Source organism: Solitalea agri, from assembly GCF_023914155.1.
Lineage (GTDB): Bacteria > Bacteroidota > Bacteroidia > Sphingobacteriales > Sphingobacteriaceae > Solitalea > Solitalea agri.
Genome location: NZ_JAMWYS010000036.1, coordinates 306,234 through 332,067 on the forward strand (window position 1 = coordinate 306,234; position 25,834 = coordinate 332,067).

General features: G+C 35.5%; 18 protein-coding genes. 8 read left to right on the plus strand and 10 right to left on the minus strand.

Annotated elements, in window-relative coordinates:
- The first annotated feature begins 4 nt into the window (after positions 1-4).
- The 4 genes from NF867_RS12330 to NF867_RS12345 all read left to right on the plus strand — a co-directional run bounded on the left by NF867_RS12330 (position 5) and on the right by NF867_RS12345 (position 4,890).
- A complete protein-coding gene (locus NF867_RS12330; protein WP_252588303.1) occupies positions 5-1,237 on the plus strand; it encodes an O-antigen ligase family protein in 1,233 nt (410 codons plus the stop codon).
- A 69-nt stretch (positions 1,238-1,306) separates the two neighbouring features.
- A complete protein-coding gene (locus NF867_RS12335; RefSeq protein WP_252588304.1) occupies positions 1,307-2,428 on the plus strand; it encodes a glycosyltransferase family 4 protein in 1,122 nt (373 codons plus the stop codon).
- 51 nt (positions 2,429-2,479) lie between these two features.
- Entirely contained in the window at positions 2,480-3,622 is a 1,143-nt protein-coding gene (gene wecB / locus NF867_RS12340; protein ID WP_252588305.1) for a non-hydrolyzing UDP-N-acetylglucosamine 2-epimerase, read from the plus strand.
- Between the two features lie 35 nt (positions 3,623-3,657).
- Positions 3,658-4,890, plus strand: a complete 1,233-nt coding sequence (locus NF867_RS12345) for a glycosyltransferase family 4 protein (protein WP_252588306.1) — start codon at positions 3,658-3,660, stop codon at positions 4,888-4,890.
- Between the two features lie 109 nt (positions 4,891-4,999).
- On the opposite strand, the gene NF867_RS12350 is transcribed toward NF867_RS12345, so the two are convergent.
- A complete protein-coding gene (locus NF867_RS12350; RefSeq protein WP_252588307.1) occupies positions 5,000-6,082 on the minus strand; it encodes a right-handed parallel beta-helix repeat-containing protein in 1,083 nt (360 codons plus the stop codon).
- Between the two features lie 1,646 nt (positions 6,083-7,728).
- On the opposite strand from NF867_RS12350, the gene NF867_RS18400 reads away from it, so the two are divergent.
- Positions 7,729-8,580 (plus strand): sugar transferase, encoded by an 852-nt coding sequence (locus NF867_RS18400; RefSeq protein WP_279640077.1) that lies wholly within the window; start codon positions 7,729-7,731, stop codon positions 8,578-8,580.
- Between the two features lie 192 nt (positions 8,581-8,772).
- On the opposite strand, the gene NF867_RS12360 is transcribed toward NF867_RS18400, so the two are convergent.
- Positions 8,773-10,551 carry an AMP-dependent synthetase/ligase gene (locus tag NF867_RS12360; protein WP_252588308.1) on the minus strand — a complete coding sequence of 593 codons (1,779 nt, stop codon included), beginning with the start codon at positions 10,549-10,551 and terminating at the stop codon, positions 8,773-8,775.
- 374 nt (positions 10,552-10,925) lie between these two features.
- Positions 10,926-12,686: an AMP-dependent synthetase/ligase gene (locus NF867_RS12365; protein WP_252588309.1), complete on the minus strand. Its 1,761-nt coding sequence runs from the start codon at positions 12,684-12,686 to the stop codon at positions 10,926-10,928.
- A 273-nt stretch (positions 12,687-12,959) separates the two neighbouring features.
- On the opposite strand from NF867_RS12365, the gene NF867_RS12370 reads away from it, so the two are divergent.
- The 3 genes from NF867_RS12370 to NF867_RS12380 all read left to right on the plus strand — a co-directional run bounded on the left by NF867_RS12370 (position 12,960) and on the right by NF867_RS12380 (position 15,658).
- Complete coding sequence (locus tag NF867_RS12370; protein ID WP_252588310.1) at positions 12,960-14,000, plus strand: NAD(P)H-dependent flavin oxidoreductase; 1,041 nt, start codon at positions 12,960-12,962, stop codon at positions 13,998-14,000.
- Between the two features lie 20 nt (positions 14,001-14,020).
- On the plus strand, positions 14,021-14,527 hold the full coding sequence (locus NF867_RS12375; protein ID WP_252588311.1) for a PaaI family thioesterase: 507 nt from the start codon (positions 14,021-14,023) through the stop codon (positions 14,525-14,527).
- Between the two features lie 162 nt (positions 14,528-14,689).
- Positions 14,690-15,658 carry a CapA family protein gene (locus NF867_RS12380; protein WP_252588312.1) on the plus strand — a complete coding sequence of 323 codons (969 nt, stop codon included), beginning with the start codon at positions 14,690-14,692 and terminating at the stop codon, positions 15,656-15,658.
- Positions 15,659-15,739: 81 nt separating this feature from the next.
- Here the strand turns inward: NF867_RS12380 and NF867_RS12385 are convergent, their stop codons facing one another.
- From NF867_RS12385 to NF867_RS12415, 7 genes are all read right to left on the minus strand, one after another.
- Positions 15,740-17,506 carry a M61 family metallopeptidase gene (locus NF867_RS12385; protein WP_252588313.1) on the minus strand — a complete coding sequence of 589 codons (1,767 nt, stop codon included), beginning with the start codon at positions 17,504-17,506 and terminating at the stop codon, positions 15,740-15,742.
- A 259-nt stretch (positions 17,507-17,765) separates the two neighbouring features.
- Positions 17,766-19,172, minus strand: coding sequence for an AMP-binding protein (locus tag NF867_RS12390; RefSeq protein WP_252588314.1), 1,407 nt, complete (start codon positions 19,170-19,172; stop codon positions 17,766-17,768).
- 9 nt (positions 19,173-19,181) lie between these two features.
- On the minus strand, positions 19,182-19,424 hold the full coding sequence (locus tag NF867_RS12395; protein ID WP_252588315.1) for an acyl carrier protein: 243 nt from the start codon (positions 19,422-19,424) through the stop codon (positions 19,182-19,184).
- Between the two features lie 35 nt (positions 19,425-19,459).
- Complete coding sequence (locus tag NF867_RS12400; RefSeq protein WP_252588316.1) at positions 19,460-20,368, minus strand: hypothetical protein; 909 nt, start codon at positions 20,366-20,368, stop codon at positions 19,460-19,462.
- Positions 20,369-20,379: 11 nt separating this feature from the next.
- Entirely contained in the window at positions 20,380-21,483 is a 1,104-nt protein-coding gene (locus NF867_RS12405) for an MBOAT family O-acyltransferase (RefSeq protein WP_252588317.1), read from the minus strand.
- A gap of 904 nt (positions 21,484-22,387) precedes the next feature.
- A complete protein-coding gene (locus NF867_RS12410; protein ID WP_252588318.1) occupies positions 22,388-23,968 on the minus strand; it encodes a DUF1501 domain-containing protein in 1,581 nt (526 codons plus the stop codon).
- 56 nt (positions 23,969-24,024) lie between these two features.
- Positions 24,025-25,734, minus strand: coding sequence for a DUF1800 domain-containing protein (locus NF867_RS12415; RefSeq protein WP_252588319.1), 1,710 nt, complete (start codon positions 25,732-25,734; stop codon positions 24,025-24,027).
- Positions 25,735-25,834: the final 100 nt, after the last annotated feature.

Consider the following 25,834-nt stretch of genomic DNA (forward strand, 5'->3'; position numbering starts at 1 on the left):
GAATATGATAAGTACTTCTTTTAGAACATTTTTATTTGCTTTTTTTTTCATGCTTGTTCTAAAGTCTGGATATCTAAAATGGATTCCGATATGGGTACTGGATCCATTATATGTAGGTTTTTTGGGACTTGGCTTATTGTATTTTATTTCTCCTAAAACAATTCCTATTTCAAAAAACATACAGCAGATATTGATTATACTGGGAGCCTTATTAACCTGGATTATATTCTCATGTATTTATACATCTTCCCCCGAAATATTTAAGCACAAACTGCTGAAAACGGTACTAGTGTTCATTTTGTTTTTTATTCCTTTTCTGTTTATTAGAACCAAAAATGATATTAAATATTTCATATCTATTTACAATGCTTATGCGTTGATTGGGGCATTATTAGTAATAAGGGCCTTTGTAATGCATAAAATGGAAATGTTTACCATAATTGGGAAGCAAGAGGAAACAGCTGTTCCAAACTATTTATTTCTATCTATTTTTTTATGCAGTGCCCTAATACTAAATCTTCCAAAAAATAAGCTTCCTGATATACTTTTTAAACTCTTGCTTTTTATTAGTATGGTTGTTTTAGGAGCAAGAAGCCCTATTCTCTTTGGTACATTAATGATAGTAGTTTACTATTCATTAAAGTATATCGTTAATGTTCAGAAGCTCGTTTTGTTTTATGGAGTTTTAATTGGAATCGGGGCAGTTTTCTTATCATGGGAAGGAAGTGAACGTCTTATTGAACGATTTGGTAGCATTACCTCTGTTAGAGGGAATAAATCTTTTGATACACGTGTTTCATACCAATCTAAAAGTGTTGACTTGATTTTAGAACGACCTGTTTTTGGTACTGGTTTTGGTTCTTTTGCAAGAGAAATGACTGGCGAAGACATCATTGATACTCCTCATAATTTATTTCTTGAAATAGGATTTGAAACAGGTATTCCCGGGATGATACTGCTTATTATTTTCTTTGTTTATCTGTTTAATTACATGATAAAGATGATAAGAAAAGTTAGGCAGCAAGAGGATAAGGAGCTATTGTTGAGGTATGGTTTAATTATTACTTATTTCTTTTTAACTGCATTTGTCTCGCTTTATCTCAGTAATAGTAAAGACATTTTTGCTTTGTCGGGTTGTTTTTTGGCAATTTGTAATGCATTGATTTTTGAAGAAACAAGAAATAAGAAATCAGAGCCAATTTATATAGTTGATCACAAGATGGTTAGAGAGGTCTGATTTTTGTAAACAGATTCCAAGAAATTCAAGACTCTTTTAAAGATGATTTATTAAAAGCTTTTACTTATTATGATTACGCTCGAAAAAAGGAAGGTTTGCCATTTGACCTCGGTTCATCGGAGGTATGATGTACGAATTTATTATAAGGAATGTCAAAGTTTAGCGAATGCAGGTTATGATGTTAATTTAATTGTTGCTGATGGGAATGGATATGAAGAAAAAGATAAAGTAAAAATCCATGATGTTGGCAAGTACAAAAATAGATTAGAGAGAGTAACAAGTATCGGTTATAGAATTTATAGTAAGGCTTTAAAGCTTAATTCAGATCTCTATCATATTCATGATCCAGAGCTGCTGATTGTTGGTTGGTTGTTAGCAAGGAAAGGTAAAAGAGTTATCTATGATGTTCACGAAGATTTGCCTCGTCAGGTGTTAGCTAAGGCTTATATTCCTTCCGTTATGAAAAGACCTCTTTCATTTTTAGTCGAAGGATACGAGGGGATTTTATCAAAAAAGATGACAGGAATTGTGACAGTGACTCCTCTTATAAAAGAACGTTATCATAAGTTAAATAAGAATGTAATTGAGGTAAGAAATTATCCAATTATGACTGAAGGTATAAAACATAATGATTGGAATAAGAAGAAGCAGGTTCTGTGCTATATAGGAGGGATTTCAGAGGTGCGGGGTATTAAGCAGATGGTTCAGGCAATGAAATTTACCAATGGCTTAAGACTTAATTTAGGAGGAGTATTTGAATCAGATTCTTTGAGGAATGAGGTAATAGCATACGAGGGATGGTCAAAGGTCAATGAGTTAAGTTTCCTAGATAGGATAAATGTGGTAAAGGTATTGGATGAATCTAAAATTGGTTTAGTAACCTTACAGCCTACTATTAACTATATCGATTCTTTGCCGGTTAAAATGTTTGAATATATGCTTGCCGGTATACCGGTTATTGCTTCAAAATTCCCTTTATGGCAAAGTATTATAGATGAACATAATTGCGGTATATGTGTTGATCCAACGAATCCGGAAGAAATAGCTGCGGCAATCAATTATTTGATGAAAAATGATAATGAAGCCAGAGAAATGGGGGAAAGAGGCAGAAGGGCTGTTTTAGAGCATTATACATGGTTAAATGAAGAGCAAAAAATGATAGAATCATATAAAAGATGGGTGGCTTCGTAAAGTAAAGAACCTGTTATAAACTTAATTATTAATCTAATTCTTACACTCTCTATGTTAATTGACATCATCGCAGGTGCCCGTCCTAATTTTATGAAGATCGCACCGATTATTAATGCTATTGAAAAAACACAGTCTAATAATGAAGTTGATCTTCAATATAGATTAATACATACCGGTCAGCATTATGATAAAAAAATGAGCGAAGATTTTTTCGTTCAACTAAATATTCCTCACCCTTTTTTGAATCTGGAAGTTGGCTCAGGAACCCAAGCAGAGCAAACCGGTAAAATTATGATGGGGTATGAAGCATTATTACTTAAATCTCCCTCTGATTTATGTATGGTGGTTGGTGACGTCACCTCAACAATGGCTTGTTCTATTGCTGCAAAGAAACTAGGTATTAAGGTAGCGCATGTAGAGGCGGGTATCCGATCTGGCGATTTATCTATGCCTGAAGAAATCAATAGGATTGTTACTGACTCAATAACGGATTATTTCTTTACCACCTCCAGAGTGGCAAATGAAAACCTATTTAAAAATGGTATTGAGGAAGATAGAATCTTTTTTGTGGGTAACACGATGATTGATACCTTAATCAAGCAAATGCCTTATCTTAAGAAACCTCCAATATGGGATATTTTGAATCTCGAAAAGCATGAGTTTATAGTTGTTACCCTGCATCGTCCTTCAAACGTTGATAGTACATCAACCTTTACAGATCTGATGGAAGAGATTATTGCTTCATCAAAGGGATTGCCAATTGTTTTTCCTGTACATCCAAGGACGGCTAAAATGTTTAATCTGTTAAACATTGATGCAGAAAATCTGCACCTTATTGAACCATTGAGCTATCTCGAGTTTAACTATTTAGTGAAAAATGCCAAAGCAGTAATAACAGATTCAGGAGGAATTACAGAAGAAACGACGATTATGCATGTTCCGTGTATGACATTAAGAAGTTCTACGGAAAGGCCTGAAACATGTACTGTTGGAACTAATGAATTACTGGGTATTGAGCCTTCTGCGATAAAGCCGGCAATGGAGCGGCTGTTTAGAGGAGAGTGGAAGGAGGGTGGAATTCCAGAGTTATGGGATGGTAGATCAGCAGAACGTATTGTTAACATAATAACTGAATTATTAACCAATCATTCTACTGGACATATTCTAAAGGGAGAATCTGTTGGAGTAAAATAGCACTAGCGAGTTACACTTTTACAAATACATTTATCATGCTCAAAATAGTATATTTTTATCAGTATTTCTCAACCCCCAAAGGCTCTTGGGGAACTCGCGTATATGAATTTGCAAAGTATTGGGTAGAGCAGGGCCATGAGGTTACTGTTATAACTAGTGTTTTTGCTAAGTCGGATTTAAAGGCAAATGGTTTTATAGATGAGCAAATAATAGATGGTATTCGGGTTAAAATTATAAACGTTAAGGTTAATAATAAGAGTTCGATTTTTACTCGGCTCTATTCATTTATTAAGTATGGCTTAGTAGCATCGTATTATGCTTTATCATTGCCTGCTGATGTAGTAATTGCATCTTCAGGGCCTCTGACAGTTGGTATTCCGGGTTTAATATCAAAATATATCAAAAAAAGAAAGTTCGTATTTGAAGTAAGAGACTTATGGCCAGATGCAATCATTGAATTAGGCGGATTAAAAAATAAATTTGCTCAAAACATTGCTTATAAATTGGAACGGGCTTGCTATAAAGCTGCTGATCTTATTGTGGTTTTATCTCCAGGAATGCAGGATAATATTAAACAGCGTTTTAATTTGGATAAGATAATTTCGGTTACCAATTCTGCAAACATCGATCTTTTTTCCCGACCTATTAATTCTATCAAAGTTCCCGATTACTTTAGCTCACATCTGATTGCCATTTATACAGGTAATATTGGAACAACCAATAACTCTGAATTATTATACAATGCAGCAAAAGAGTTAATGAGACAAGGGAATAAGCAAATAAAAATTGTATTGGTTGGTGACGGTAAGCAGAAAGAATTCCTTAAAAGTAAGGCAAAAGAGGAGGGGGTTTCCAATTTTATAATACTAGATCTAATGCCTAAAACAGAATTGGTGGCTTTGCTGCAAAAATCATTTGTATCGCTCATTCCGTTAGCCAGTGCACCTTTATTAGATACCTCTTCTCCAAATAAATTATTCGAATCATTGGCCGCTGGCCTTCCAGTGGTTCAAACTACGCAAGGTTGGATAAAGAGTTTTTTAACTGAAAATTCTTGTGGATTTACAATAGATGCAACGGATCCTGTTGGGTTAGCTAATTTATTAATCGAACTTTCTGCCAATCGAGAACTGATTAGTGAGTATGTGGAAAACGCCAGAATTATAGCTGTACAGCAATTTGACAAGAATATTTTGGCAAAAAAAATGTTAGATGGTGTCTTAAGTGTTTTGCCAAATGAGAATCTTAGGACAGCTTATAAATTTTAAATATTTGATCTTTAGGAGAATAAAAAATCCCCATGCTGAAGCTGGGGATTTCTTATTTAAGTCAGTTATTCCATTCGTCGGAATAGGGGCCAAATGAAATGATATTTTATTACAAGCTTTTTGGACCTGGATTTATGCTTGCAGATATAACAATACTATAAGAATTAGTGCCGATTACTCTTTTACTTGTAGAGGTATATATATTCATTGCATCGATCTGTGATTTATGGGCAAATTTATTATTGTAAATATTTAGCCCTTCTCTAGGAGTTCCTCTAACTGTAATTGCGCTGTATGCTGTCATATAGAAGAGATTGTCGTGAACAATTACATAATCTCCTGCTATATAATTTGCCCCATCTCCTCCGTATCCGTGCATATCAAATGAGTGTTCGGTCCCGTGTGGCATTACAGTATTATAAGCTGCCTCATAGCCTGACCCACTAATTCCAGAGCCTGCTATTGCATGCCGGTTATAATCAAAGTAATTGTTCATGATTTTAGCCGTTGCTTTACCCATGCTAATACCATATCCCAATCCACTCTGTTGATTGTGATGGATGTAGCTATGATGAATGTAGGCATTTGTTGCCCCATCTGCCAAATAAACACCTGCATGGTTCCATCCATAAATCTCACAGTTGTCGACTTCTAAATTTGGAAAACTTGAATATATGCCGCGGCAATAGGCAGATGACGTTCTGCTGGTAGTTGTATTAGCTCCTTTAACTCTTAAGCCTACGAATTTTACTCCAGAGCCACCAGCGGTTAACATATTGCCATGAGCAACATTAGTTGTATAAATTAGTCCACCTAAGGTTGTGCTGGTTTTGCCGCGCCCACTGGTTAAAGTAACACCCGCAGGAACCTTTAAAGCCCCTTTACCAGTCATGTTGATCTCCGCATTATCCGCAAGGTACACAACCTGGCCACTGTTAGCTTTTGATAAAGCTGACTTTAATTGGTCATAAGTGCTCACCGTGTAAGTAGGAGTAACTGTGGTGGCTTCAGTAACTAATGTGTTGTTGAAATTTGAGGAATCTCTTGCCTTTATGGATGTGTCGGCTGCTGGTCCATTAATTTCCTCTTGTTGACAAGAAACTAAAGCTGAAAAACTGAAAGCGAATAAGAACGGAAGCATATTGATTTTGCAAATCTTGTTATGCTCTAATTTAAAGAAATTCTTGCGCATTTTTAATTTTCGTTTTGAGTTATAATTATTAATTAATAAGTTGGTTTGATAGTGTTTGAAGAATTCTTTTATTCCTCCCAAAAATCATATTCACTTGATATTGACTCTTATCTAAATCATACTTTAGATATATATGTAGGTCTAAAATGATACAGACATAAGTTTTAATCAATGCTCATTAATGAGCAAAAAGTATTTGCCAATAAAATTTTGTGAGAGTAGAAAGCGTGGAGAACTGTCACATCAGAATTTCTGAGAACTGTTTCCGGCTTGTTTTTGCAATAAGAATGCCTATGATGGATTCTTTTGAAAATGAGTAGTTTATGTGTTTGTAGGAGCGCTTCTGATTAAACAAATATTTTAAGCTTTATTATTTAATATTAATAGTTGAGTATATATTTTAACTATTGATATTTTTTTGGAGTATGGAAGCCTCAACCCGAAAGCATTTTAGGAGATAAAAATTTAGTGTAATTTTTAATGCGGTTAAAAAATTAGTGGTTTATGTATATCATTAAGGGGAATTGTATTCCCTAAATGAGAGTTTTTTGCTTAAGCTAACGCAACTATGTAACTATAAGTTAGTTATGTTTAACTTTTGACTTTAGTAAATAAGGGTTAGGAAAATGTAAAAGAATGAGAGGTTGATATTAGAGATTTAATTAATGAAATAGATACTTCTTAAATAACCAATCATCTTCCATGCGAATTTTGAGTCCAAGAGTTAAATCAGAGAATCCAGGCCTTAAATTTCTTAATAATCTATTCGGGAAATAGGTTTTTCAATTGCTGTTACTCCGCGAATTTTATAGTGTGAAGTTTGTTCTCATATTCTGATCAGGTATCGGGGAGTAAGGTTCTAGGCTGACCCTTATTATTAGAATTTCTTTTTTTTGTCATCCAATTTGGCAGTGGCGTTTCTCAATAGTTTTCATATTAAATTGTATACTTTTTTACATAAAAGGGATTTTTAATGGCGGTTAGCTCGTAAGAATTTGAGCCCGTGTAGTTTATAAAATGACAAAAAAATTGTAACTTAAATCAATCTATTTAAAGTCGTTATTCCGTTTCTACAGTATTAAATAAAGGTTTGAAGGGTCATTAAGCTTGTTGATTCATAAAAGGATAACCTTTATTTATTGTTCAATTATCAATGAAAAGTTACTTTGGCTAAGTAATTGCAAAGTATGGAACAGTCAAATACTAGTTTGTTTATGTAAGAGTTTGATACTCAGTTCATATCTATGTTTACGCTCTCTCTCAAAGTAAAAAAAGAAGCTTTTTTTACTTTATATTTCTTATCCCATCATCTGGGACTTCTACATTTTGGCCTTCTTAAGATGTCAGCACATCTTAGCGTTCTAAGGAAAAGATTATCTCAGGCCAATTGCCTTTTTATAAATCATTTCAAATCGGCTGATTTTGTTTATTCCTCTTGGTTAAACAAGTTTGTCAATAGGCAAAGTGTATTCATAAACATTCCACAATCCTTTATTCGGTATTCTTGTTGATTCAAACTTTGCTTGTGTTGCAGCATAGGTAATTTTAATGGAGTAACTCAGTTACTTCTGTTAAATTTTTAGTCCGTTTTAATATATAAACAATTCTACTTTACAATATATGTGAAACCTTAAACTGTCTTATCAATGAATTACTCTCTATCTAAACGCGCTCTCGATCTTGCTATTTCAATAACGGCATGTATACTGCTTATGCCAGTCTTTGTTCTCCTTTCAATTATATTGGCGATTTCTTTAAAAGGAAATCCTTTCTTTGCTCAAATTAGACCCGGCAGGTACGAAAAACCTTTTAAAATGTTCAAATTCAGGACAATGAGCAATGCTCGTGGAAAGGATGGTAAACTGCTTCCTGATGATGAAAGATTATCTATTATTGGAACTTTTATTAGAAAAACATCTCTCGATGAAACTCCCCAGTTATTCAATGTTATATTAGGTGAAATGAGCATAGTGGGACCTCGTCCTTTAATGCGGGAATATCTGCTATTTAGTGACGACTCACAAAGATGTAGGCAGGATGTTTTACCGGGTATCACAGGATGGGCTCAGGTAAATGGGAGAAACTCCTTAACCTGGGATCAGAAACTTTCCTATGATATTTGGTATGTTAAAAATGCAAGTTTTAAAATCGATATAGAGATTTTATTTAAAACATTTAGAACGGTGTTTCTTGGGATTGGAATTAACCAACCTGGCTGTGTGACAACAGTTCCACCAACGAAGGCGCCAGTACTAATGAATATCATGGAAGATCTTAATTCAGAAGTTGTTTACCAGCCTGCAAATACAACCTGGAATAGGTTTTCTAATATTAAGGTAAGATTTAAAGTTGAATTTAAAAGTAACAAAGAATATATACAGAATCCGAATTACTCATCTACTTCAATGTTATCAGATATAGATGCTGATATTTTAGATAACCCAATAATAAATGATGATTATAATTCAGTGCGAATGGATAAAGGATTGCCTAGTTAATGCCTTTTATGGGAGTATATAAGTAATATAGGTTTATATTATTCATTAGAGTGACTACCAACTAATATTTTACATCGAACTTCATTGTATTCTTTATTCTATGCAATGAAGTTCTAGCTTTTTGAAATGCCCTGATAATACAAAAGGCTGCTCCATCATTGAAACAGCCTTACAAACACAAAACAAACTATCTTAGACAGCAACTTGCTCAGTTTGAGCATAAATTTTGTCAACAAGTGCTTTATTCTTCTCTAAAATTATTTTACGTTTCAAACTCAGCTTCGGAGTAAGTTCGCCTCCATCAATCGACCATTCTTTACTTAGCACTTCAAATTTTTTCACTTTTTCCCATTTGCCGAATGTTTCATTGTATTTGTCAATTTCCTGCTGATATTTAGCAATAACCTCAGGATGTTTAACCATTTCGGCATTGGTAGAACATTGAATATTATTTTTCTCACACCAATCTTTTAGTACTATAAATGCAGGTACAATTATAGCTGATGGAAAACGCTGATTTTCTCCAATAACCATGATCTGCTCAATAAAAGTTGATTCTTTGAATTTGTTTTCAATAACTTGAGGGGCTATGTATTTGCCTCCAGCTGTTTTGAACATTTCTTTCTTACGGTCAGTAATTTTAAGGTATTTACCATCAATAATTATCCCAATATCTCCCGTATGAAACCATCCATTAGTAATAGCTTCGGCTGTTAATTCGGGACGATTATAATATCCTTTCATCACATTTGGCCCTTTACACAAAATTTCACCATCCTCGGCAATTTTTACTTCAACACCTTCAATAACTTTACCCACTGTTCCAAAACTATGCCCCCCTGGTTCTAACGTGTTGACAGCAATCACAGGTGAAGTTTCAGTTAATCCGTAGCCTTCTAATACAGGTATTCCGGCTCCTGAAAAAACACGGGCAAGACGTTCCTGTAATGCCGCTCCTCCAGAAACTATTGCTTTAACATTTCCACCCAATGCCTCTTTCCATTTGGAAAAAATTAGCTTGCGGGCAAGTTTAAGTTGTTGTTCATAAAGCCAGCCATTTTTGCCGTCATGTTCATATTTTAGACCCAAATCAAGCGCCCAAAAGAAAAGCTTCTTCTTTGCACCGGCTAAAGCAGAACCTTTGGCGACAATACGATCATATACCTTTTCTAATAATCGGGGAACGGTTGAGAAGCAGTCAGGCTTTACTTCCATAAGGTTGGCTGCAATGGTGTCAATGCTTTCGGCATAGTAAATTGAAATGCCTTTTGACATGTACATATAAACAACCATTCGTTCAAAAATGTGAGAAAGAGGTAAAAAGCTTAATGCTTTAAGTGTGCCCTCAGGGCATATTTTCTGACAGGATAATACGTTACTGGTTAAGTTGCTATGAGTTAACATGACACCTTTAGGATTTCCTGTAGTTCCTGAAGTGTAAATTAAGGTAACCAAATCATCTGGAGTAACCATTTCATTCCATTCTTTCAGAATTGAACGATCTCCTTTTTGCCCTAATTGTTTTACTTGCTCCCAAGAATTTGCCCCAACAACATCGTCGTAAGTGTAAACCGATGTTAATGATGGAATTTCTGATCGCACACGCTGAACTTTATCAAAAAGCTCCTGATTAGCTACAAAAAGAATTTTTACCTCGGCATCATTTAAAATAAATTTTAGGTCGTTTTCTGCAAGGGTAGGATATAGGGGGACATGAGTAGCATCGATCTGAAGGATCGCAAAATCCACAAAGTTCCATTCAGGTCGATTAGGTGACATGTTTGCTACCCGATCATGTTTACCAATTCCCAATTGCAGTAGACCCAGACTAAGCAGGTCAACATTCTCACGGAATTGTTCTGCTGTGTAGGTTACCCATTTTCCATTTCTTTTGCTGGCAAGCACCTCTCTGCCATTATAACGCTCGGGTAAAGTGTTAAGCAGGTCTACGATAGTATTGATTCGCATCATAAGGTAAGGTTAAGGTGTGTATTGATTTGAGTTGGCTTTTAAATATTAATACTGAACCTATCGATAAAATTTAAATAATTTAACACCAACAGCAAAATCGTTCGCCTTTATTAAACCTTATACCAAAACAGTATTTAGTACAAATATATTTTTATAGATTAAATTTCCAATATGCCAACAAATATTTTTTCTTTTTAGTTTTTAGTTAACTATTATTTTGGCATTAGGAATTATTGTAGTAATCTACTTTTAGGCTAAACAAAAAATAAGCCACATGGAATCAAAAAAATGAAGTATAGTTAAGGAAAAAATAAAGGGAACACATAGCTAGATGTGCTCCCTTTAAAATAAATGTTGCTGGCTGTTTTTAAAGCTTATTGAGCATATATTCGTTCTATAAGCTCAAGATTTTTATTGAAAATTACTTTTCGTTTTAAACTTAACTTGGGTGTCATTTCACCACCGTCGATTGTCCATTCTTTAGGAAGTAGTTCAAACTTTTTCACTTGTTCCCATTTTCCGAACACTTTATTGTGTTTGTCAATTTCCGATTGAAACTTAACCAGCACTTCGGGATGTTTGATCATTTCGATATTGGAAGTGTAATTGATCGAATGTCGGGAACACCATTCCTTTAGATTGTCAAACGTGGGAACAATAAGCGCGGCTGGAAATCGCTGATTCTCTCCTATTACAAGTACTTGTTCAATAAGCAATGACTCCTTTAACTTGTTTTCAATGGCTTGAGGGGACACATATTTACCCCCGGCAGTTTTAAACATCTCTTTCTTCCGGTCGGTAATTCTTAAAAAACCGTCACGGTCAAGTTCTCCAATATCCTCTGTATGAAACCATCCTTCAGCATCAATAGCTTTCTCGGTCAAGTCTTGGCGTTTATAATATCCTACAAAAACATTAGGACCTTTACACAGGATTTCCCCGTCTTCTGCAATTCTAACCACAACATTATTTATGGGTTTTCCTACAGTATTGAATTTATAATTTTTTGGATCGAAATGATTTGCTGCTATGACCGGTGAAGTTTCTGTTAAACCATAGCCTTCAAGTACGGTAATTCCTGCCGACATAAATACTTTCGCCAATCGGTTTTGTAATGCGGCACCACCCGATACTATTAGTTTAACTTCACCGCCTAAAGCTTCCCGCCACTTGCTGAATATTAGCTTATTTGCAATTTTCAATTGCATTTCATACCACCAACCATTTGCTCCATTCAGTTCATATGTCAAACCTAAATTTAACGCCCAGAAAAACAGTTGTTTTTTAACACCGGTAAGTTCTGATCCTTTAATGGTAATTTTATCATAGATTTTTTCGAGTAATCTAGGGACTGTGGTGAAAAAATGAGGTTTAACTTCCTGCAGATTAGCAGAGATGGCCTCGATACTTTCAGCATAATAAACACTTATACCTAGATCGATACATAGATAGCCGGCAACGCGTTCAAAAACATGCGATAAAGGCAAAAAGCTTAACGAGCGTTCAACACCAGGAGGTATAAAATCGTGCAGAGCCCTGATATTGCTTACGATATTTTTATGGCTAAGCATTACGCCTTTGGGAGTTCCCGTGGTGCCCGAAGTGTAAATGATAGTAAGAATATCATTCTCGGTGATTTGATCTCTACGTCGGTTAATTTCAACCTGATTGATTTCGTTCTCATGGGCGCAAAGCTTTTTCCACGATTCTGCTTCCTGAACCTCATCATAAGTATAAATAGCTTGTAAAGAAGGAATTTCAGATTTTAGACTGTTGACCTTGTCGTAAATCTCTTTTGTAGAAACAAAAATTACCTTAACTTCTGCGTCATTTAAAATAAACCGAATGTCTTGTTCGGCCAAAGTAGGGTATAAGGGAATATGAATAGCCCCAATTTGAGCAATGGAATAATCTACAAAATTCCATTCAGGGCGATTAAAAGACATGTTTGCAATCTTGTCGTCTTTGCCGATTCCAAGAGCAATTAAACCGGTGCTCAATCGATTTACATTATCTTTAAATTCTTTAGCATTGTATTCTCTCCACCTACCGTTTTCCTTAGCACATAATACGGGCTTTGAAGAATAGCGTTGTTCCAAAGAATCAAACAGTCCAACAATAGTATTTACATCCATTGGTTAATAATTTATTGCAGAATAAGCGGTTTGGTAACGCTTATATACGAGGTTTATTAATTATAGTATTGGCAAGAATACGATTTTTATAATGATAAATAACTGAACTAAATCATGAAATATTTCTTTTAAATAATATTCTTATCTCAAAAAGCGAATTTTATTCAAAATAAATTAATATGCATGCATAATTATTTGAGATTGTTTTTTCTTTATTTATCTTGCCACTATAAACCCCAATTCAATTAATAGGTACCGTAAACGCTTGATTATATGAAGATAAGCAATAAAATGACAAAGGAGCTTGAAATTGAATATCCAATTATCATGGCTCCAATGTTTTTGGTTTCCAATGAGGCAATGATGCGAGCTGCAATTTCGAGCGGAATAATGGGAGTTTTTCCAAGTTTGAACTATAGAAATGAAGGTGAGCTGGCAAAGGTGTTAAGTGACTTACAGAGTTATAAAGAATTAAATCCAGAATTTACTGGAAATTATGGGGTTAACTTAATTGTTCAGCGTTCAAATCCCTTGTTTGAAAAACACTTAAGGATTTGCGGCGATCATAAAGTGCCATTTTATATTACCTCTTTGGGAAATCCAAAGCCGGTAATTGAATTGGCTCATTCGTACGGAGGCAAGGTTTATTGTGATGTTACCAATATTGAACATGCAGCCAAGTGTGCAAGTTTAGGCTGCGATGGATTTATTGCTGTGGGGCAGGGCGCTGGTGGACATGCAGGGCCGAGTCCGCTTCATTTGCTGGTTCCTTCGTTAAAACATCATTTTCCAGCTATTCCTGTTATTGCGGCAGGCGGTATTGCCAATGGAGAAGGAATTCTTTCGGCATTAAGTTTAGGGGCACAGGGTGTTTCTATTGGTACACGCTTTATCAATTCAACAGAAAGTACAGTAAGTAATGCCTATAAGCAGAGTATAATTGATGCTAAAATGGAAGACATAGTGCTAACAGAAAAGTTATCTGGAACTCCTTGCAACATTATCAATACTCCATATGCTCAAAAAATGGGTTATAAGCAAAACTGGTTCGAAAAATTACTTTCTTCCAATAAAACCACTAAGAAATACTTCAAAATGCTGGTTCAGGTAAAAGGCATGAAAAAACTAGAAGCGGCCATTCATCCGAATAATTATAAAACCTTATGGTGTGCAGGTCAGTCTGTTGAGTTAATCAACGATATTTTACCAACAAGTGAGATTACTAAACGATTAGTAAATGAAGTGGAAGAAGCCCTGATCAATTTACAACATGAGTTTTCAGGAACCAAAACCACTATCATTAATCAGGAGTAAAAAATTGAGAAACAGCCAATATGAAACAATTGAATAGTTTTATCAATAAAGCGAAGAAGTCGTCATTTGATCGTTGGATATTAAACCGGATTTTGTGGAGAGCAATCCCCTTTAACAGTCCACATAAATTTGAAATTACGAGTATAACGGAAGACGAAGTAATAATTAAAATGCCTTATATCCGTAAAAACATGAATCATATTAAAGGCTTGCATGCCTGTGGGTTGGCCACACTTTGTGAATATGCCTGTGGCTTGCAATTGATGAATGTATTGGGGACTACAGATTATCGCATTATTATGAAAGAGTTGCACATGGACTATCATTTTCAGGGCAAAACAGATGTAAATGTGAACTTCAGGTTTGATACTAAAGATGCCGAATCGATAAATAGTGAGCTGATGTTTAATGATGCGGTTTTCAAGAATTTCGAGTTGCCGGTTTATGATCTACAGAATAACCTTGTTTGTACTGCAACAGTAAACTGGCAGATAAAAAAATGGGATAAGGTTAAAACTAAAGTTTAGTCTATAAATTAAACGATAATGCCATCGTCTTTCGTTTCATACCACGAAAGGCGATTGTTTTAGACGGCTATTTAAAAAGCAGTAAAATTTGATTAAATTTAATAGGTAACAGTTCCTGCTGTACAAACCAACTTTCTTTAATAGTCTTATAACTCAAATCATATGGCTTACGAAAATCACACACCTGTATCTATTGGGTTTACCGGCGATGTAATGATAGGGGGCATGGTAAATGATAAAATAACTGAAAATGGTTTTTCATATCCATGGGGTGATATGCTTCCATTGTTCAAAGGGACAGATCTTAATTTGGTTAATTTGGAGGCACCACTTACTCATTATAATAAACAACAAAAAAGAAAGTCGACTAATTTAAAGGCCGAACCTAATCGAATTCAAACGCTAGTGGAAGCCAGGATTGATGTGGTAAACATCGCCAATAATCATATTCTTGATTTTTATGAGGAAGGTATGCTTGAAACCATTGACCTTTTAAACAAAGCAGGAATACATCATATAGGAGCCGGAAATAATATGCAGCAAGCCGCAATGCCTGTAATTGTTTCGAAGAACGGTATTTCAATAGGGCTGTTAGGTTTTACTGATAATGAGCCTTATTGGATGGCAGTTGATAAGCCTGGAACCAATTATGTGCAGGTAGGCGATATTACGACTATTAAGAATGCAATAGCAGGGATAAAGGATAAGGTTGATATATTGATTTTAAGTATTCACTGGGGAGATAAAATGAATGATACGCCCCTGCCGGAGTTTGTATCATTTGCTCATAAAATTATCGACGCCGGTGTTGACATTATCCACGGACATGGAGCTCATGTTTGTCAGGGAGTTGAAATATATAATGGTAAGCTTATTATGTATGACACTGGTGATTTAATAGACGATTACGATTTAAATCCGCAGCTAAAAAATAATCAAACATGTTTTTTTAACTGCGAAATCGATAAGAACGGAGTAAGGAAAGTAAAACTGATACCTATTGTAATGAAAGATATGCAGGCTCGTATTGCTCGAAATTTTGAGCACGAAGATATTCTGGGGCATATGCAGCAACTTTCGGCGGCATTCGGTACAATCATTAATTCAAATGGAGAGGTTTTAGTAAATTGAAAATATGACTGATGGTAGTTTATTAAAACCAAAGCAGCGGATAAGATTTACTTTATCCGCTGCTTTTTTAGGTAGGAACTGTTAGTTTGCTCCTGCCTGAGTATCAAATTTCATCCAGAAATTATACGATTTAGCTTGTTCCGTACTAACCGATTTAATGGCTACAAATTTATATTTTACGTTTGTATTAGCTTTTAATGTTACCGGAATAGTAATTAAAAAGCCCTCACGGCTAACTAATACATCTACTTTGTCGCCTACTTTTTTGTATCCTAACCATTTCGCAAGATCGTCAACGCGGTAATTATCAAAAGCAATAATTTCATCGTTTACATTAATTCCCGCTTCATATGCCGAAGTACCTTTGGTAACTGATGTTACGACGATTTTACCGTTATCAGTTTTGGTATTTGCACCAAAGTTGATCTCAGCGCGACTTCCAGCATTTTGATCTACCAAGCTTAAGCCTACAGCACTCAGGTAATCATTAAATGGAATAGGCGATGTTCCGTTTACATAGTTGATGAAAAACTCATCCAGATTACGTCCGCAAATTTTTTCGGCGGCTGCTTTAAATTCAGCATCTGTAAAGCCACGTTTTTTACCCAGGTAAAATTCGTTATATAAATACTTCATCAGGTCGTCCAAGTCTTTGGCTCCTTTGGTATCGCGCAAAATTTCCATATCTAAAATTAAGGCTAAAATTGAGCCTTTATCATAATAGGAAATAGTTGAATTGCTTGAGTTTTCATTAGGACGGTAGTACTTGATCCAAGCATCGAAACTAGCTTCAGCCACTGGTTGAACATAGTTTCCTGGTTGGTTCACAACCTTGTTAATGTCGGTGGTAAGTATGTCCAGATAAGCATCCGGAGTATAGAAGCCGGCACGACGAGTCAATAAGTTATCGTAGTAAGCAGTAAAACCTTCTGAGAACCAAAGCATGGTTGTATAGTTCTCATTATCGTAATCAAACGGGCCTAGAACCTCTGGGCGTAAACGCTTCACATTCCACAAGTGGAAATATTCGTGAGCAATTAATGAAAGGAATGATTTGTATGATTTATCATTGCTAAAGCCAAACTTAGAGGTTTGAACAGTAGTTGAGTTTAAGTGTTCTAAACCTCCACCTCCTGATGGCATACAGTGAACAATAAAAGTATAATGTTTACACGGATGTGAATCAAATACCTTGGTTGCTTCTTCACAAATTTGTTTAACGTCACGAGTTAACTTTGCTTTATCATAGTTGCCTCCTCCATATAATGCAATTTCATGAGGAACACCGGCAGCTTCAAATTTCAAGATCTCCTGATTGCCAATTTCAATAGGTGAGTCAGCAAGTATATCATAGTTAGGAGACGATAATGTCCATTTATCTCCATTCACAGCTTCTAAACCAGTTGAAATTTCTTTCCAGTTTTTAGTTGGAGTAACTTTTATTGTTGATGGAAGCTCTTTCTTGCCATCAATATACATGAATATACTTGTTCCGTTTAAGTAGGCGTGAGCAGCATCAATAAAGCTTGTACGAACTGTTAACTCAAAGGCGTATACCTTGTATCTGATACTAATAGACGAAACTTTGTTTGTTGAAATTTTCCAAGTGTTCTTGTTGATCTTGTGAACCTTTAAAGGTGTTGATCCAGATACTGCCTGAAACTGCTCAACGTTACGGGCAAATTCACGTACAAGGTACGATCCTGGGGCCCAAACAGGTAATTTAACAATCAGGTCTTTGCCTTTCCAATTGTTAATGTCCATTTTAACATCAACATAGTGCTGTGCTGCATCGTCAAACGACAATTGATAGCTCAATTGGGTTTCGGCGGCTGAGGCTGTACTCATAAAAAATACGGATAATAAGATTAGCGCGCTTAACTTTTTCATTTACTTCTCTTTCGTGTGGGGCAATATTACGAAAATGTTAATGCTCATTGGGTGCATTAATTAGTAATAAAAAAGTGACAATGTGCTGTTGCTCTCAGTTTTATGAATTTATCTTATAAATAGTCCTACTATTTTAGGATTCTACATCAAGTAATTATTGATGATAATTGAAGTAAGATCAGGAAGTCTTTTATTAGGCAGATATTAGTTGAAAATTCTATCCGATACGATTTACATTGGGCTCCACAGCGTTAGATTGAAGCTGTTGGTAGTTTACTTTGCCATTCAATGTATAAGGTATTTCATCAATGATTTCAACTTTTATTAAAGTATGGTGAATACCAAATTGATCCCGGATGTATTCAAGCAGTAGTTCTGTATCATTAGCACGATCATTCGTGATAAACAGCAATATCTTCTTATCCAGAAAGTTTATGCAGGCTAAATTTGTTAGATGAAAATGTCCTTTCAAAAGATTTTCAAGCTCATCCAGATTAACTCTATACCCTGCAATTTTAGCAAAACGTTTTAATCGACCGGTTATGTAGATAAAGCCATCTTTGTCAATTCGGCCAAGGTCTCCTGTTTTTAGCCATTCAGGTTGAACATACGTGTTTAAATCGAAGTGGGTTTCACAGTATCCTCCAAAAACATTGGGCCCTTTATAGCATAATTCATTAGTTTCAGGGTCAATGATAAAGGTTCCGTTTTTTATCGGCCTTCCAATTGATCCGGATTTTTCTACAATTTGATCAGGTGGTAAGTATGACATTCGAGCGGTGGCTTCAGTCTGCCCATACATTACGTAGAACTTACTTTCATTCTTTACAGAAAAGTAGTAGAACTTTTCAATCAAGTCCTCATTCAATCGGCCACCCGCTTGCGTAAAATAACGTAGGCATGCTAGCTCTTTATTTAAGAATCCTATTCGGGCCAACATTTCATAAACGAAAGGAACCCCTGCAATACTTGTAAATTCAAGTTTTTGAAATGTCTCCCAAAAGCTTTGTTTTAAAATATCATCAACTGACGTATAAATTATGCCCCCAGCAATGGCGTTTGAAGTTAGTACAGACAAGCCATACGAATAATGAATCGGTAAATTAAGCGGAGTTCTATCAGTAGGTTTAATAGGTAAATAATCAATTATTGACAAAGCATTTTCAACAACGTTTTGTTCAGATAGTTTTACAAGTTTCGGAGAGCCAGTTGTTCCAGACGTTGATAATAATAGTTTTATTTCTGCCGCAATTGAACATTCTTTTGCAGTTAATGATTTGAATAATTTAAAAGGGAGGTTTTTGCTTACATCTCCATAATCAGGTATAATTTCTCTGGTTTGATCAGAAATGTATAATGGATTATAAAGTTCTTCCAGGTTTTTTTTTAGTTCTAATGAGATAGAATCGCTTAATAATGTGATGACCGTATTTTCATAGCTCCAGTAGGAGAAAAAGGCCATTAGCGATTCTATCGAATTATTGGAGTAATGAAATATCAGAAACTTATACTCAGGTAAATCAGGCACTTTATAGAGCATTTCGTCAAATTGAAACACCCTGTTTTGTTTCAAATCATTAAACGTTAAGGCTTGATTTTCTTTAATAAGATCCAGTAATTTCATATAGATGAGCTAGTCAAATTGAACATTATATTTTTCTAATAGGTTTCTGGTATTACCGAAAGTATCCATTTGGGTAATGTCTTTATCCTGAATGTTAATATTAAATGAATCTTCGATTTCGGCAACTAAAACCATATGGGCCATGGAGTCCCATTGCTTGACTGATTGGTAGCTTAATTGCTCATTAACTTTTTCTTTATTGATTCCCAGAGCGTTTGAGAATACATTAATTAATTTTTCAGTGTTATTCATTGTTATAGTTATAAATTGATAGGATTTTAGTCTCATTAATTGAGCATGCGGCTACTTAATATTTTCATCGAAAGGAATTTGCTGTAGAGCGCAGCTCCTTCCTGATTTAGATGCGCCGCGTCGTAGAAAATGTTTTTAGCTTTAAAGTTGTCGTTAACAGTGAAGTCCCAATAAGGGAGATTGTATTTATCGAAGATGTTGTTGAGAAGCTTTCTGGACTTGAATGATCGGTCGTCGATATCTCGTTTAGGAGAAAAAACGAATAGTAGTTTTACATTTGATTGTTTACATAGTTCGATTATTGATTCAAGCAGTTCAATTCGTTCTTTGTCAATTCCACTTTCAGGCTCCTTATAATCTCTCATATCTTTAGCCGCAATTCCTACATAAGGAGAATACCCGTTTTGGAGTTTATCAGAACAGGAAAGGCTTCTGATAATTCCATAAAATTTAGTATTGTATCTGTACAGGCCCGAATTATATAATAACTCATCTTTTGTGGACAGTGCTAAGCTTGCTTTTAAGTCAGGTTTTGAAGCTAAAAATGGCGATAAATAATTCAGTGCATTCTCTTTATCTCCAATAATGGAGCTTTCGAGTTCTCTGTTGTTAATGTCTATTATAATTAACTTAGGTTTATGATGCTTTAATTGATATTCTATTAAAGCTTTATAAAATGGCAAGCCAGCTCCGTCTATCCCTGCATTAATCGCTCTTAATGACAAGTTGTTTTCAAATACTTTAGGAACATACTGATGCATTCCTCTTGAATTACCATAAATTATTATATCATAGGCTTCAACAGTCGAAAGATAGGAGTTGATTTTTCCGTAGTATCCACATTTCACACTGGGTAATAGTTTATCAAAGTAAAACCCAGTACTTCTGTCAATAATTATAAGTAGAAATGTGATTAAAAGTAACTGCTTAATTAACTGGTACATAGTTGGTAATGTTAAAAGCGTGCGTAGATGAATCTTCCTCCATTGAACTCTCCTAAAAGTATTATTAAAGCTATAATTGTAACTGTAAAGCCTAGCTTAAGTAGTCGAGAATTGTTGCTCAATGAAATTAATTTCTTACTAAAGTATTCTGCCGTTATTTCATAAATGAGAAGCATTATTATCGCAAGGAAAAATAAAAATCTTCCTTCAGAGAAATCAAAATTGCCGGCGATAGTAAACATTCGTTTAAAGATGTATAAGGCTTCATCTATATTTTTAGCTCTAAAAAATACCCGAGTGGCGGTCACTAAAAAGAAGGTTAAAACGATCTTTAGGGATATAACCAGCTGTTGGGGGATTAAATTGAACTCATGATTTTTGAAAATTCTTTTAATTATATTTTCAATTACTATGAATACGCCATGTAATAATCCCCAAACAATAAAAGTCCAGTTAGCCCCATGCCATAAACCGCTAATAGCAAAAACGATTATGATGCTTCTATAGATTTTTATGTGTTTTGCCCGGCGACCACATAAGGGTAAAAAAACATAGTCTCTTAACCATGACGATAACGTTATATGCCAACGTTTCCAGAAATCTGTAAAAGATTCAGCAAAGAATGGATGGTTGAAATTTTTAGTCAACTTAATGCCTAGCATCTTCGAAATACCCATACCTATATCGCAGTATCCAGAAAAGTCGCAATAAAGTTGAATAGTAAAGAATATGGTTGCTGCAATTAATGCCTGCGAGCTAAAATAATCGGGGGCGTCGTAGACTTTGTTAACGTATTCTGTAAGTCGGTCGGCTATTACGAGTTTTTTAAAGAAACCTAATAAACAAAGCTTTAGGCCATCCTTTATTGTAGATGGACAGGCTTTTAAGGGTTGTTTAAGTTGTGATAGAAAAGTATTAGCACGCTCTATTGGGCCCGCTAAAATTTTAGGAAAATATAAGAAGTAGATTGTTAGATGAAAAAAATTCTTTTCAGGTTCAATTGCTTCTCTTTTTATATCAATTAAATAGCTTATCGCCTGAAAGGTTAAAAAAGATAAACCAATGGGAGCAATAATGTTGAGATTGTTAAGATGTCCAGGCCAACCAACAAACATTAGTGATTCCTGAATATTGTTAATAAAAAAATTAGCGTATTTGTAATAGGCTAAAAAAGCAATATTGGCAATTAGGCCACTTAAGTAAATTGTCTTTTTGCTAAAAAATCGAGGAGATTGTATTCCTAACCCAATAAGATAATTAAACCCAACAGTACCTAAAAGTATTAAGAAATGAACAAAGGAAAAGGAAATACAAAATAGGCAACTCGCAATTAGTAAAACATAAATGCGAAACCTTTGATTAACAGTACAAAATAATGCAACAACAGAACATACAAATAAAATGAAGTAGAGCGTATTGAAATTCATTTTTTTGAAATAAGTAAATACTGGAAAATTTCGTTGGTTTGGAAAATAGCGGTTGAGCTATTTTATATATCCCAATTTTTTCCGGTCGATTTTCATATTTCATGCCACATAAATTGCTTCTTACGTTATTTTTTTGTTAAGTGAGCTATTTCCAGGACAGTAAACAAGTGTTTAAACATCATTTTATTGAATATTAGCGAATATTTACAGTTGATAATTAAAGATTTAGTTGAAAAAGAGGCTTTAAAATATAAAATCTATAGGTTTTATAGATAATAGTTGCTTGTTCATTAATTGATACATGAACTGTATACTAAATTTTCTTTTCTATGAAGTGTGCTATTAAATCTGTGTAGTTTGTTAAAATAGAGGAGGTTAAAAATAGGGAAGACCTATTTTAGTTTGACTAAAATCATCTTAATTAACCAAATTGTGCTAACGATTAACTTAGATAAAATTAAGAGTGTAGGAATCACAAGTAACATTAAAATTCGGTGCATAAACTTGATTATTTATGAATAGAATTTACGGAAAATTAATGTTACTTGCTCCCGTAGTTTTACTTAAATTCTGGTATTAGATGGAAAATGAATCAGACAGCTCTTAGCAGAATGGTGTCTTTTTCATTGCCCTGATAAATATGGATATAATAGATTCCATCTGATAACCCATTCTTATGTAAAGTAACTTCGTGCTGCCCCTCTGTAAGGTTTTCATTGATAATTTCTCGTATGATTTTTCCAGAGGTGTCAATTAAGTTCATTTTGGCTGGACCGTTGCCCGACATAAAACGAATAGTGGTATAGTCGGTAAAAGGGTTAGGGAAAGTGACCAATAACTTGAGTTTGCCTTGGCTATTATTATCAATTTGATCTTTAGTTCTGAAAATGTTTAAATCGGCTTTTAAATCAGGTTTATTGTCCATTACTCGTAAAAGCTCCGTTTGTGAAACCCCAAACCATTGATTTAAAATGGTGGCATAAATATTTCTGAAATCGTGGTCTTCATCCGCTTCTACACAATCACCGGCGCCGGCATTTTTCGGAATTTGAGGGTTCGCTCCCAAAATACCTGGAATTACTCCCGAGCCGAAAACAAACATTGGTGCCGCTGCGCCATGATCGGTTCCATAGCTGGCATTTGAACGTATTCTTCTGCCAAATTCTGAAAATGTAAATCCTGCTACCTGATGGTCCAATTTCAATAGTTGTAAATCATCCTGAAAGGCAGCAATGGCATCAGATAAATTCTTTAATAAATTGGCATGAGTTCCTGATAAAGTTCCTGTAGAATCTTTGTTAGTTTGGTCGGCATGAGTGTCGAAACCACCCATGTTTACGATGAAAATGCGGGTTTTTAGACCTCCTGCTAACAAACGAGCTACTACCTTTAGCTGAGCAGCAAGGTAGTTTTTAACAGATGAAGCCGGATATTTAGTAGAAAGATTTGCTCCTTTTTGAATGGCCTGGCGTAATACTTCAGAATAATCACCAGAAACAACCGACATATTACGAATATATTTCAACTCAAGTTCTGCGGCAGTTTTGGGAATACTCGCATCGGCAGCACCTTGTGCAAGGTAATCGAAGACCTCGGGGCTGCTAACAGAGATTCCCATCGGAGTACTTAATTCGCCCATTAAGCCCAATGATAAAATAGCTCCAATTTGCAAAGCCGGTGGGTGGTCATACTTGGTCTCCGGGTATCCGGGATAAATTCCCTGAAGGTATCGCCCAATCCAACCCGATTCAATCACCTTCGTAATATTATTCGGGGCAGTCCACCAAATATCTGTCGATCGAAAGTGTGACTGATTGGCGGGATAATACCCGGTATTCTGAATCACCCGAACTTTACCATCCTGATATTGAGAATGTAAAGCTTTCATTGAAGGATGAAGGCCGGTGCTATTGGTAAGACGTAAGATCTTAGGCTCTGGTAATAAAATATTAGCTCTGGCTGCTGCCAGATTCGAATATTGATCTAAAGGAATAACTGTGTTCAAACCGTCATTCCCTCCGTTTAATTGAATAATAACCAAAACCTTATCGGTTTCAGTTTGAGAAAGCAAATCGAGCAAAGGAGTACTGGCCAATGCTTTCATTTGAAAACCGCCAGCCAAAACCGGGATGGAGGCGGCTGATGTATATCGTATAAAGTCTCTTCTGCGCATATGTGATAATTTAGATGAACTGAATAAGAAACAGGTTGAGCTATTTCAAAATTCAGTTAGCTAAGGTGATACTCGGGCATTGCCAGTAAGTAAGTGAAAAATGATTTTAGCATTTTAGTTATTTCTGTAGTGGCCCCATTGCTCGTATAATCGGTCCAGTGGTTGGTCCAATAATTTGGATCATTAGATAAACCCATGAGTAAGGCCTCAAACAATAGCGTATCCTTTTGCTCTTGAGTTAATGGTAAAACAACTGGTAAAAGAAACTGAGTTACCTTGTCGATCATTACCCTGGCATTAGAAAGATCGGCCTGAGTGAAGTTTTTCTTTAAGAACGCAAGTGTATTGATTGAAAGCATCAATCCATTAGCATCTAGACCGGTTATAATATGATCTGTAAAACCTTTACGCTGATACATGGTGTCTGAATTTATCCAGTATTCATGGTAAGCAGGCTGTTGTCCGTAAGCTGCCCAGCCCGAAACGCCGGGTGGGTCTAGCAAGGCCAGTTGCATTTGCATCGCTTCTTCATAAAGTTTAAACCATGCTTTGTATTTATCACCAGGAGTGTCAACTGAACCAGTGGTCATTAATTCAAATTCTTTTCCAAGGCCAACTACATAATCAATAGGGTTCTTAATCACGCAGCCCCGATTAAGCACATCATAGAAATGCTGGCTCATAAAAAGCTGTTGCAATACAGGCTTAAATTCGTAATTGCTGTTGAATAAGGTTTGGGCTAAAGGAGTTATGATATTTTTTTCGGTGAATTCATCGATTTGGTAATAAACAAAATACCTGTAAATCCGACGACAGATAAACTTTGCCGATGCTAATGGATCTTCTGACTGAGTAAGAATCATGTTGACGAGTTCTTTATACTCAACATCTCCTTGCGGTTGGATTGTATAGTTTTTGAATCGAGCCGAGAAAATCTTAGTTTTCTGATCGTGATACTGAGGTGTGAAGTAAGCCGTTGGAACGTTGTTCGTAACCTGATGACGCCAGCCTGTTAATACTCGGGTCGAAGCTTTAACATCGTTTTCGTTGTAATAGGTATAATCTCCAACAGGGTCGGCCGTTTGTTGGCCTTTTCCAATGCTGAATAACTCTAGCAATTCGCGGCCATAATTTTCATTCGGGTTGAATGCGGTATTGCTATCGCCATTGAGGTATTTCAACATTGCTGGATTTACCGTAATCTCTTCTAAAAGTGTTCGGTAATTACCGGTGGCTTGTTTTCTGAGTAAAGCATTGTACTGATAGCAGTAACGTGCTTCATCAACAATTCCTGATTCAGTGACAAAATGATTATGCCAAAACAAGGTCATTTTCTCCCTGATATTAAAACCTTCAGACTTTGAGGTATCCTGTTCCAGCATTAAGCCTATCCACCAGGCTCGCAAACTATTTAAGCGTTTGCCGTTCATGTCGCCATCAATAAAAGCTTTGGTGGTCCAAGAGTCAGTTGGAGAACTTAAATTATCTTCATCTTCATTTTGAGGAGGAAAAGGATCTGAAAGATTAGCTAATAATTTAGCTACAGCTCCGTTTAAACCAAGGCTTTGAACATGAGCGACTAGTTTTTTTGAGGCACCAAAGGTTGCACGACGAATAAGATGCTTAGCTTCTTCCTCCCCCCACGAAGATTGTGTGGCTAATGTTGATGTGGGTCGTTGAATGGTTTCGGGTGGAGATAGAGGTTTATTTCTTAAGGTTGGAAAAAAATAGGGGTCAAAAGAACTTAAGAATGAGCGTCGGTTCATGGGGTTTAACTGTTTGTAACGTTTTTAACGAACAAAAAGTTAATTGGGTTACAACGACCTGACTATTAAGCAAAGCAATTAACAAACAATAAGATTTTTA

What these genes read in the sequence shown, in the direction of transcription:
- NF867_RS12365 (WP_252588309.1), bottom strand. Translation starts at nt 12,686, where the DNA reads ATGGATGTAAATACTATTGTTGGACTGTTTGATTCTTTGGAACAACGC.
- NF867_RS12350 (WP_252588307.1), bottom strand. Translation starts at nt 6,082, where the DNA reads ATGCGCAAGAATTTCTTTAAATTAGAGCATAACAAGATTTGCAAAATC.
- NF867_RS12380 (WP_252588312.1), top strand. Translation starts at nt 14,690, where the DNA reads ATGGCTTACGAAAATCACACACCTGTATCTATTGGGTTTACCGGCGAT.
- NF867_RS12375 (WP_252588311.1), top strand. Translation starts at nt 14,021, where the DNA reads ATGAAACAATTGAATAGTTTTATCAATAAAGCGAAGAAGTCGTCATTT.
- NF867_RS12330 (WP_252588303.1), top strand. Translation starts at nt 5, where the DNA reads ATGATAAGTACTTCTTTTAGAACATTTTTATTTGCTTTTTTTTTCATG.
- NF867_RS12390 (WP_252588314.1), bottom strand. Translation starts at nt 19,172, where the DNA reads ATGAAATTACTGGATCTTATTAAAGAAAATCAAGCCTTAACGTTTAAT.
- wecB (WP_252588305.1), top strand. Translation starts at nt 2,480, where the DNA reads ATGTTAATTGACATCATCGCAGGTGCCCGTCCTAATTTTATGAAGATC.
- NF867_RS12395 (WP_252588315.1), bottom strand. Translation starts at nt 19,424, where the DNA reads ATGAATAACACTGAAAAATTAATTAATGTATTCTCAAACGCTCTGGGA.
- NF867_RS12385 (WP_252588313.1), bottom strand. Translation starts at nt 17,506, where the DNA reads ATGAGTACAGCCTCAGCCGCCGAAACCCAATTGAGCTATCAATTGTCG.
- NF867_RS12360 (WP_252588308.1), bottom strand. Translation starts at nt 10,551, where the DNA reads ATGATGCGAATCAATACTATCGTAGACCTGCTTAACACTTTACCCGAG.
- NF867_RS12335 (WP_252588304.1), top strand. Translation starts at nt 1,307, where the DNA reads ATGATTACGCTCGAAAAAAGGAAGGTTTGCCATTTGACCTCGGTTCAT.
- NF867_RS12345 (WP_252588306.1), top strand. Translation starts at nt 3,658, where the DNA reads ATGCTCAAAATAGTATATTTTTATCAGTATTTCTCAACCCCCAAAGGC.
- NF867_RS18400 (WP_279640077.1), top strand. Translation starts at nt 7,729, where the DNA reads ATGAATTACTCTCTATCTAAACGCGCTCTCGATCTTGCTATTTCAATA.
- NF867_RS12370 (WP_252588310.1), top strand. Translation starts at nt 12,960, where the DNA reads ATGAAGATAAGCAATAAAATGACAAAGGAGCTTGAAATTGAATATCCA.
- NF867_RS12400 (WP_252588316.1), bottom strand. Translation starts at nt 20,368, where the DNA reads ATGTACCAGTTAATTAAGCAGTTACTTTTAATCACATTTCTACTTATA.
- NF867_RS12415 (WP_252588319.1), bottom strand. Translation starts at nt 25,734, where the DNA reads ATGAACCGACGCTCATTCTTAAGTTCTTTTGACCCCTATTTTTTTCCA.
- NF867_RS12405 (WP_252588317.1), bottom strand. Translation starts at nt 21,483, where the DNA reads ATGTTTGTTGGTTGGCCTGGACATCTTAACAATCTCAACATTATTGCT.
- NF867_RS12410 (WP_252588318.1), bottom strand. Translation starts at nt 23,968, where the DNA reads ATGCGCAGAAGAGACTTTATACGATATACATCAGCCGCCTCCATCCCG.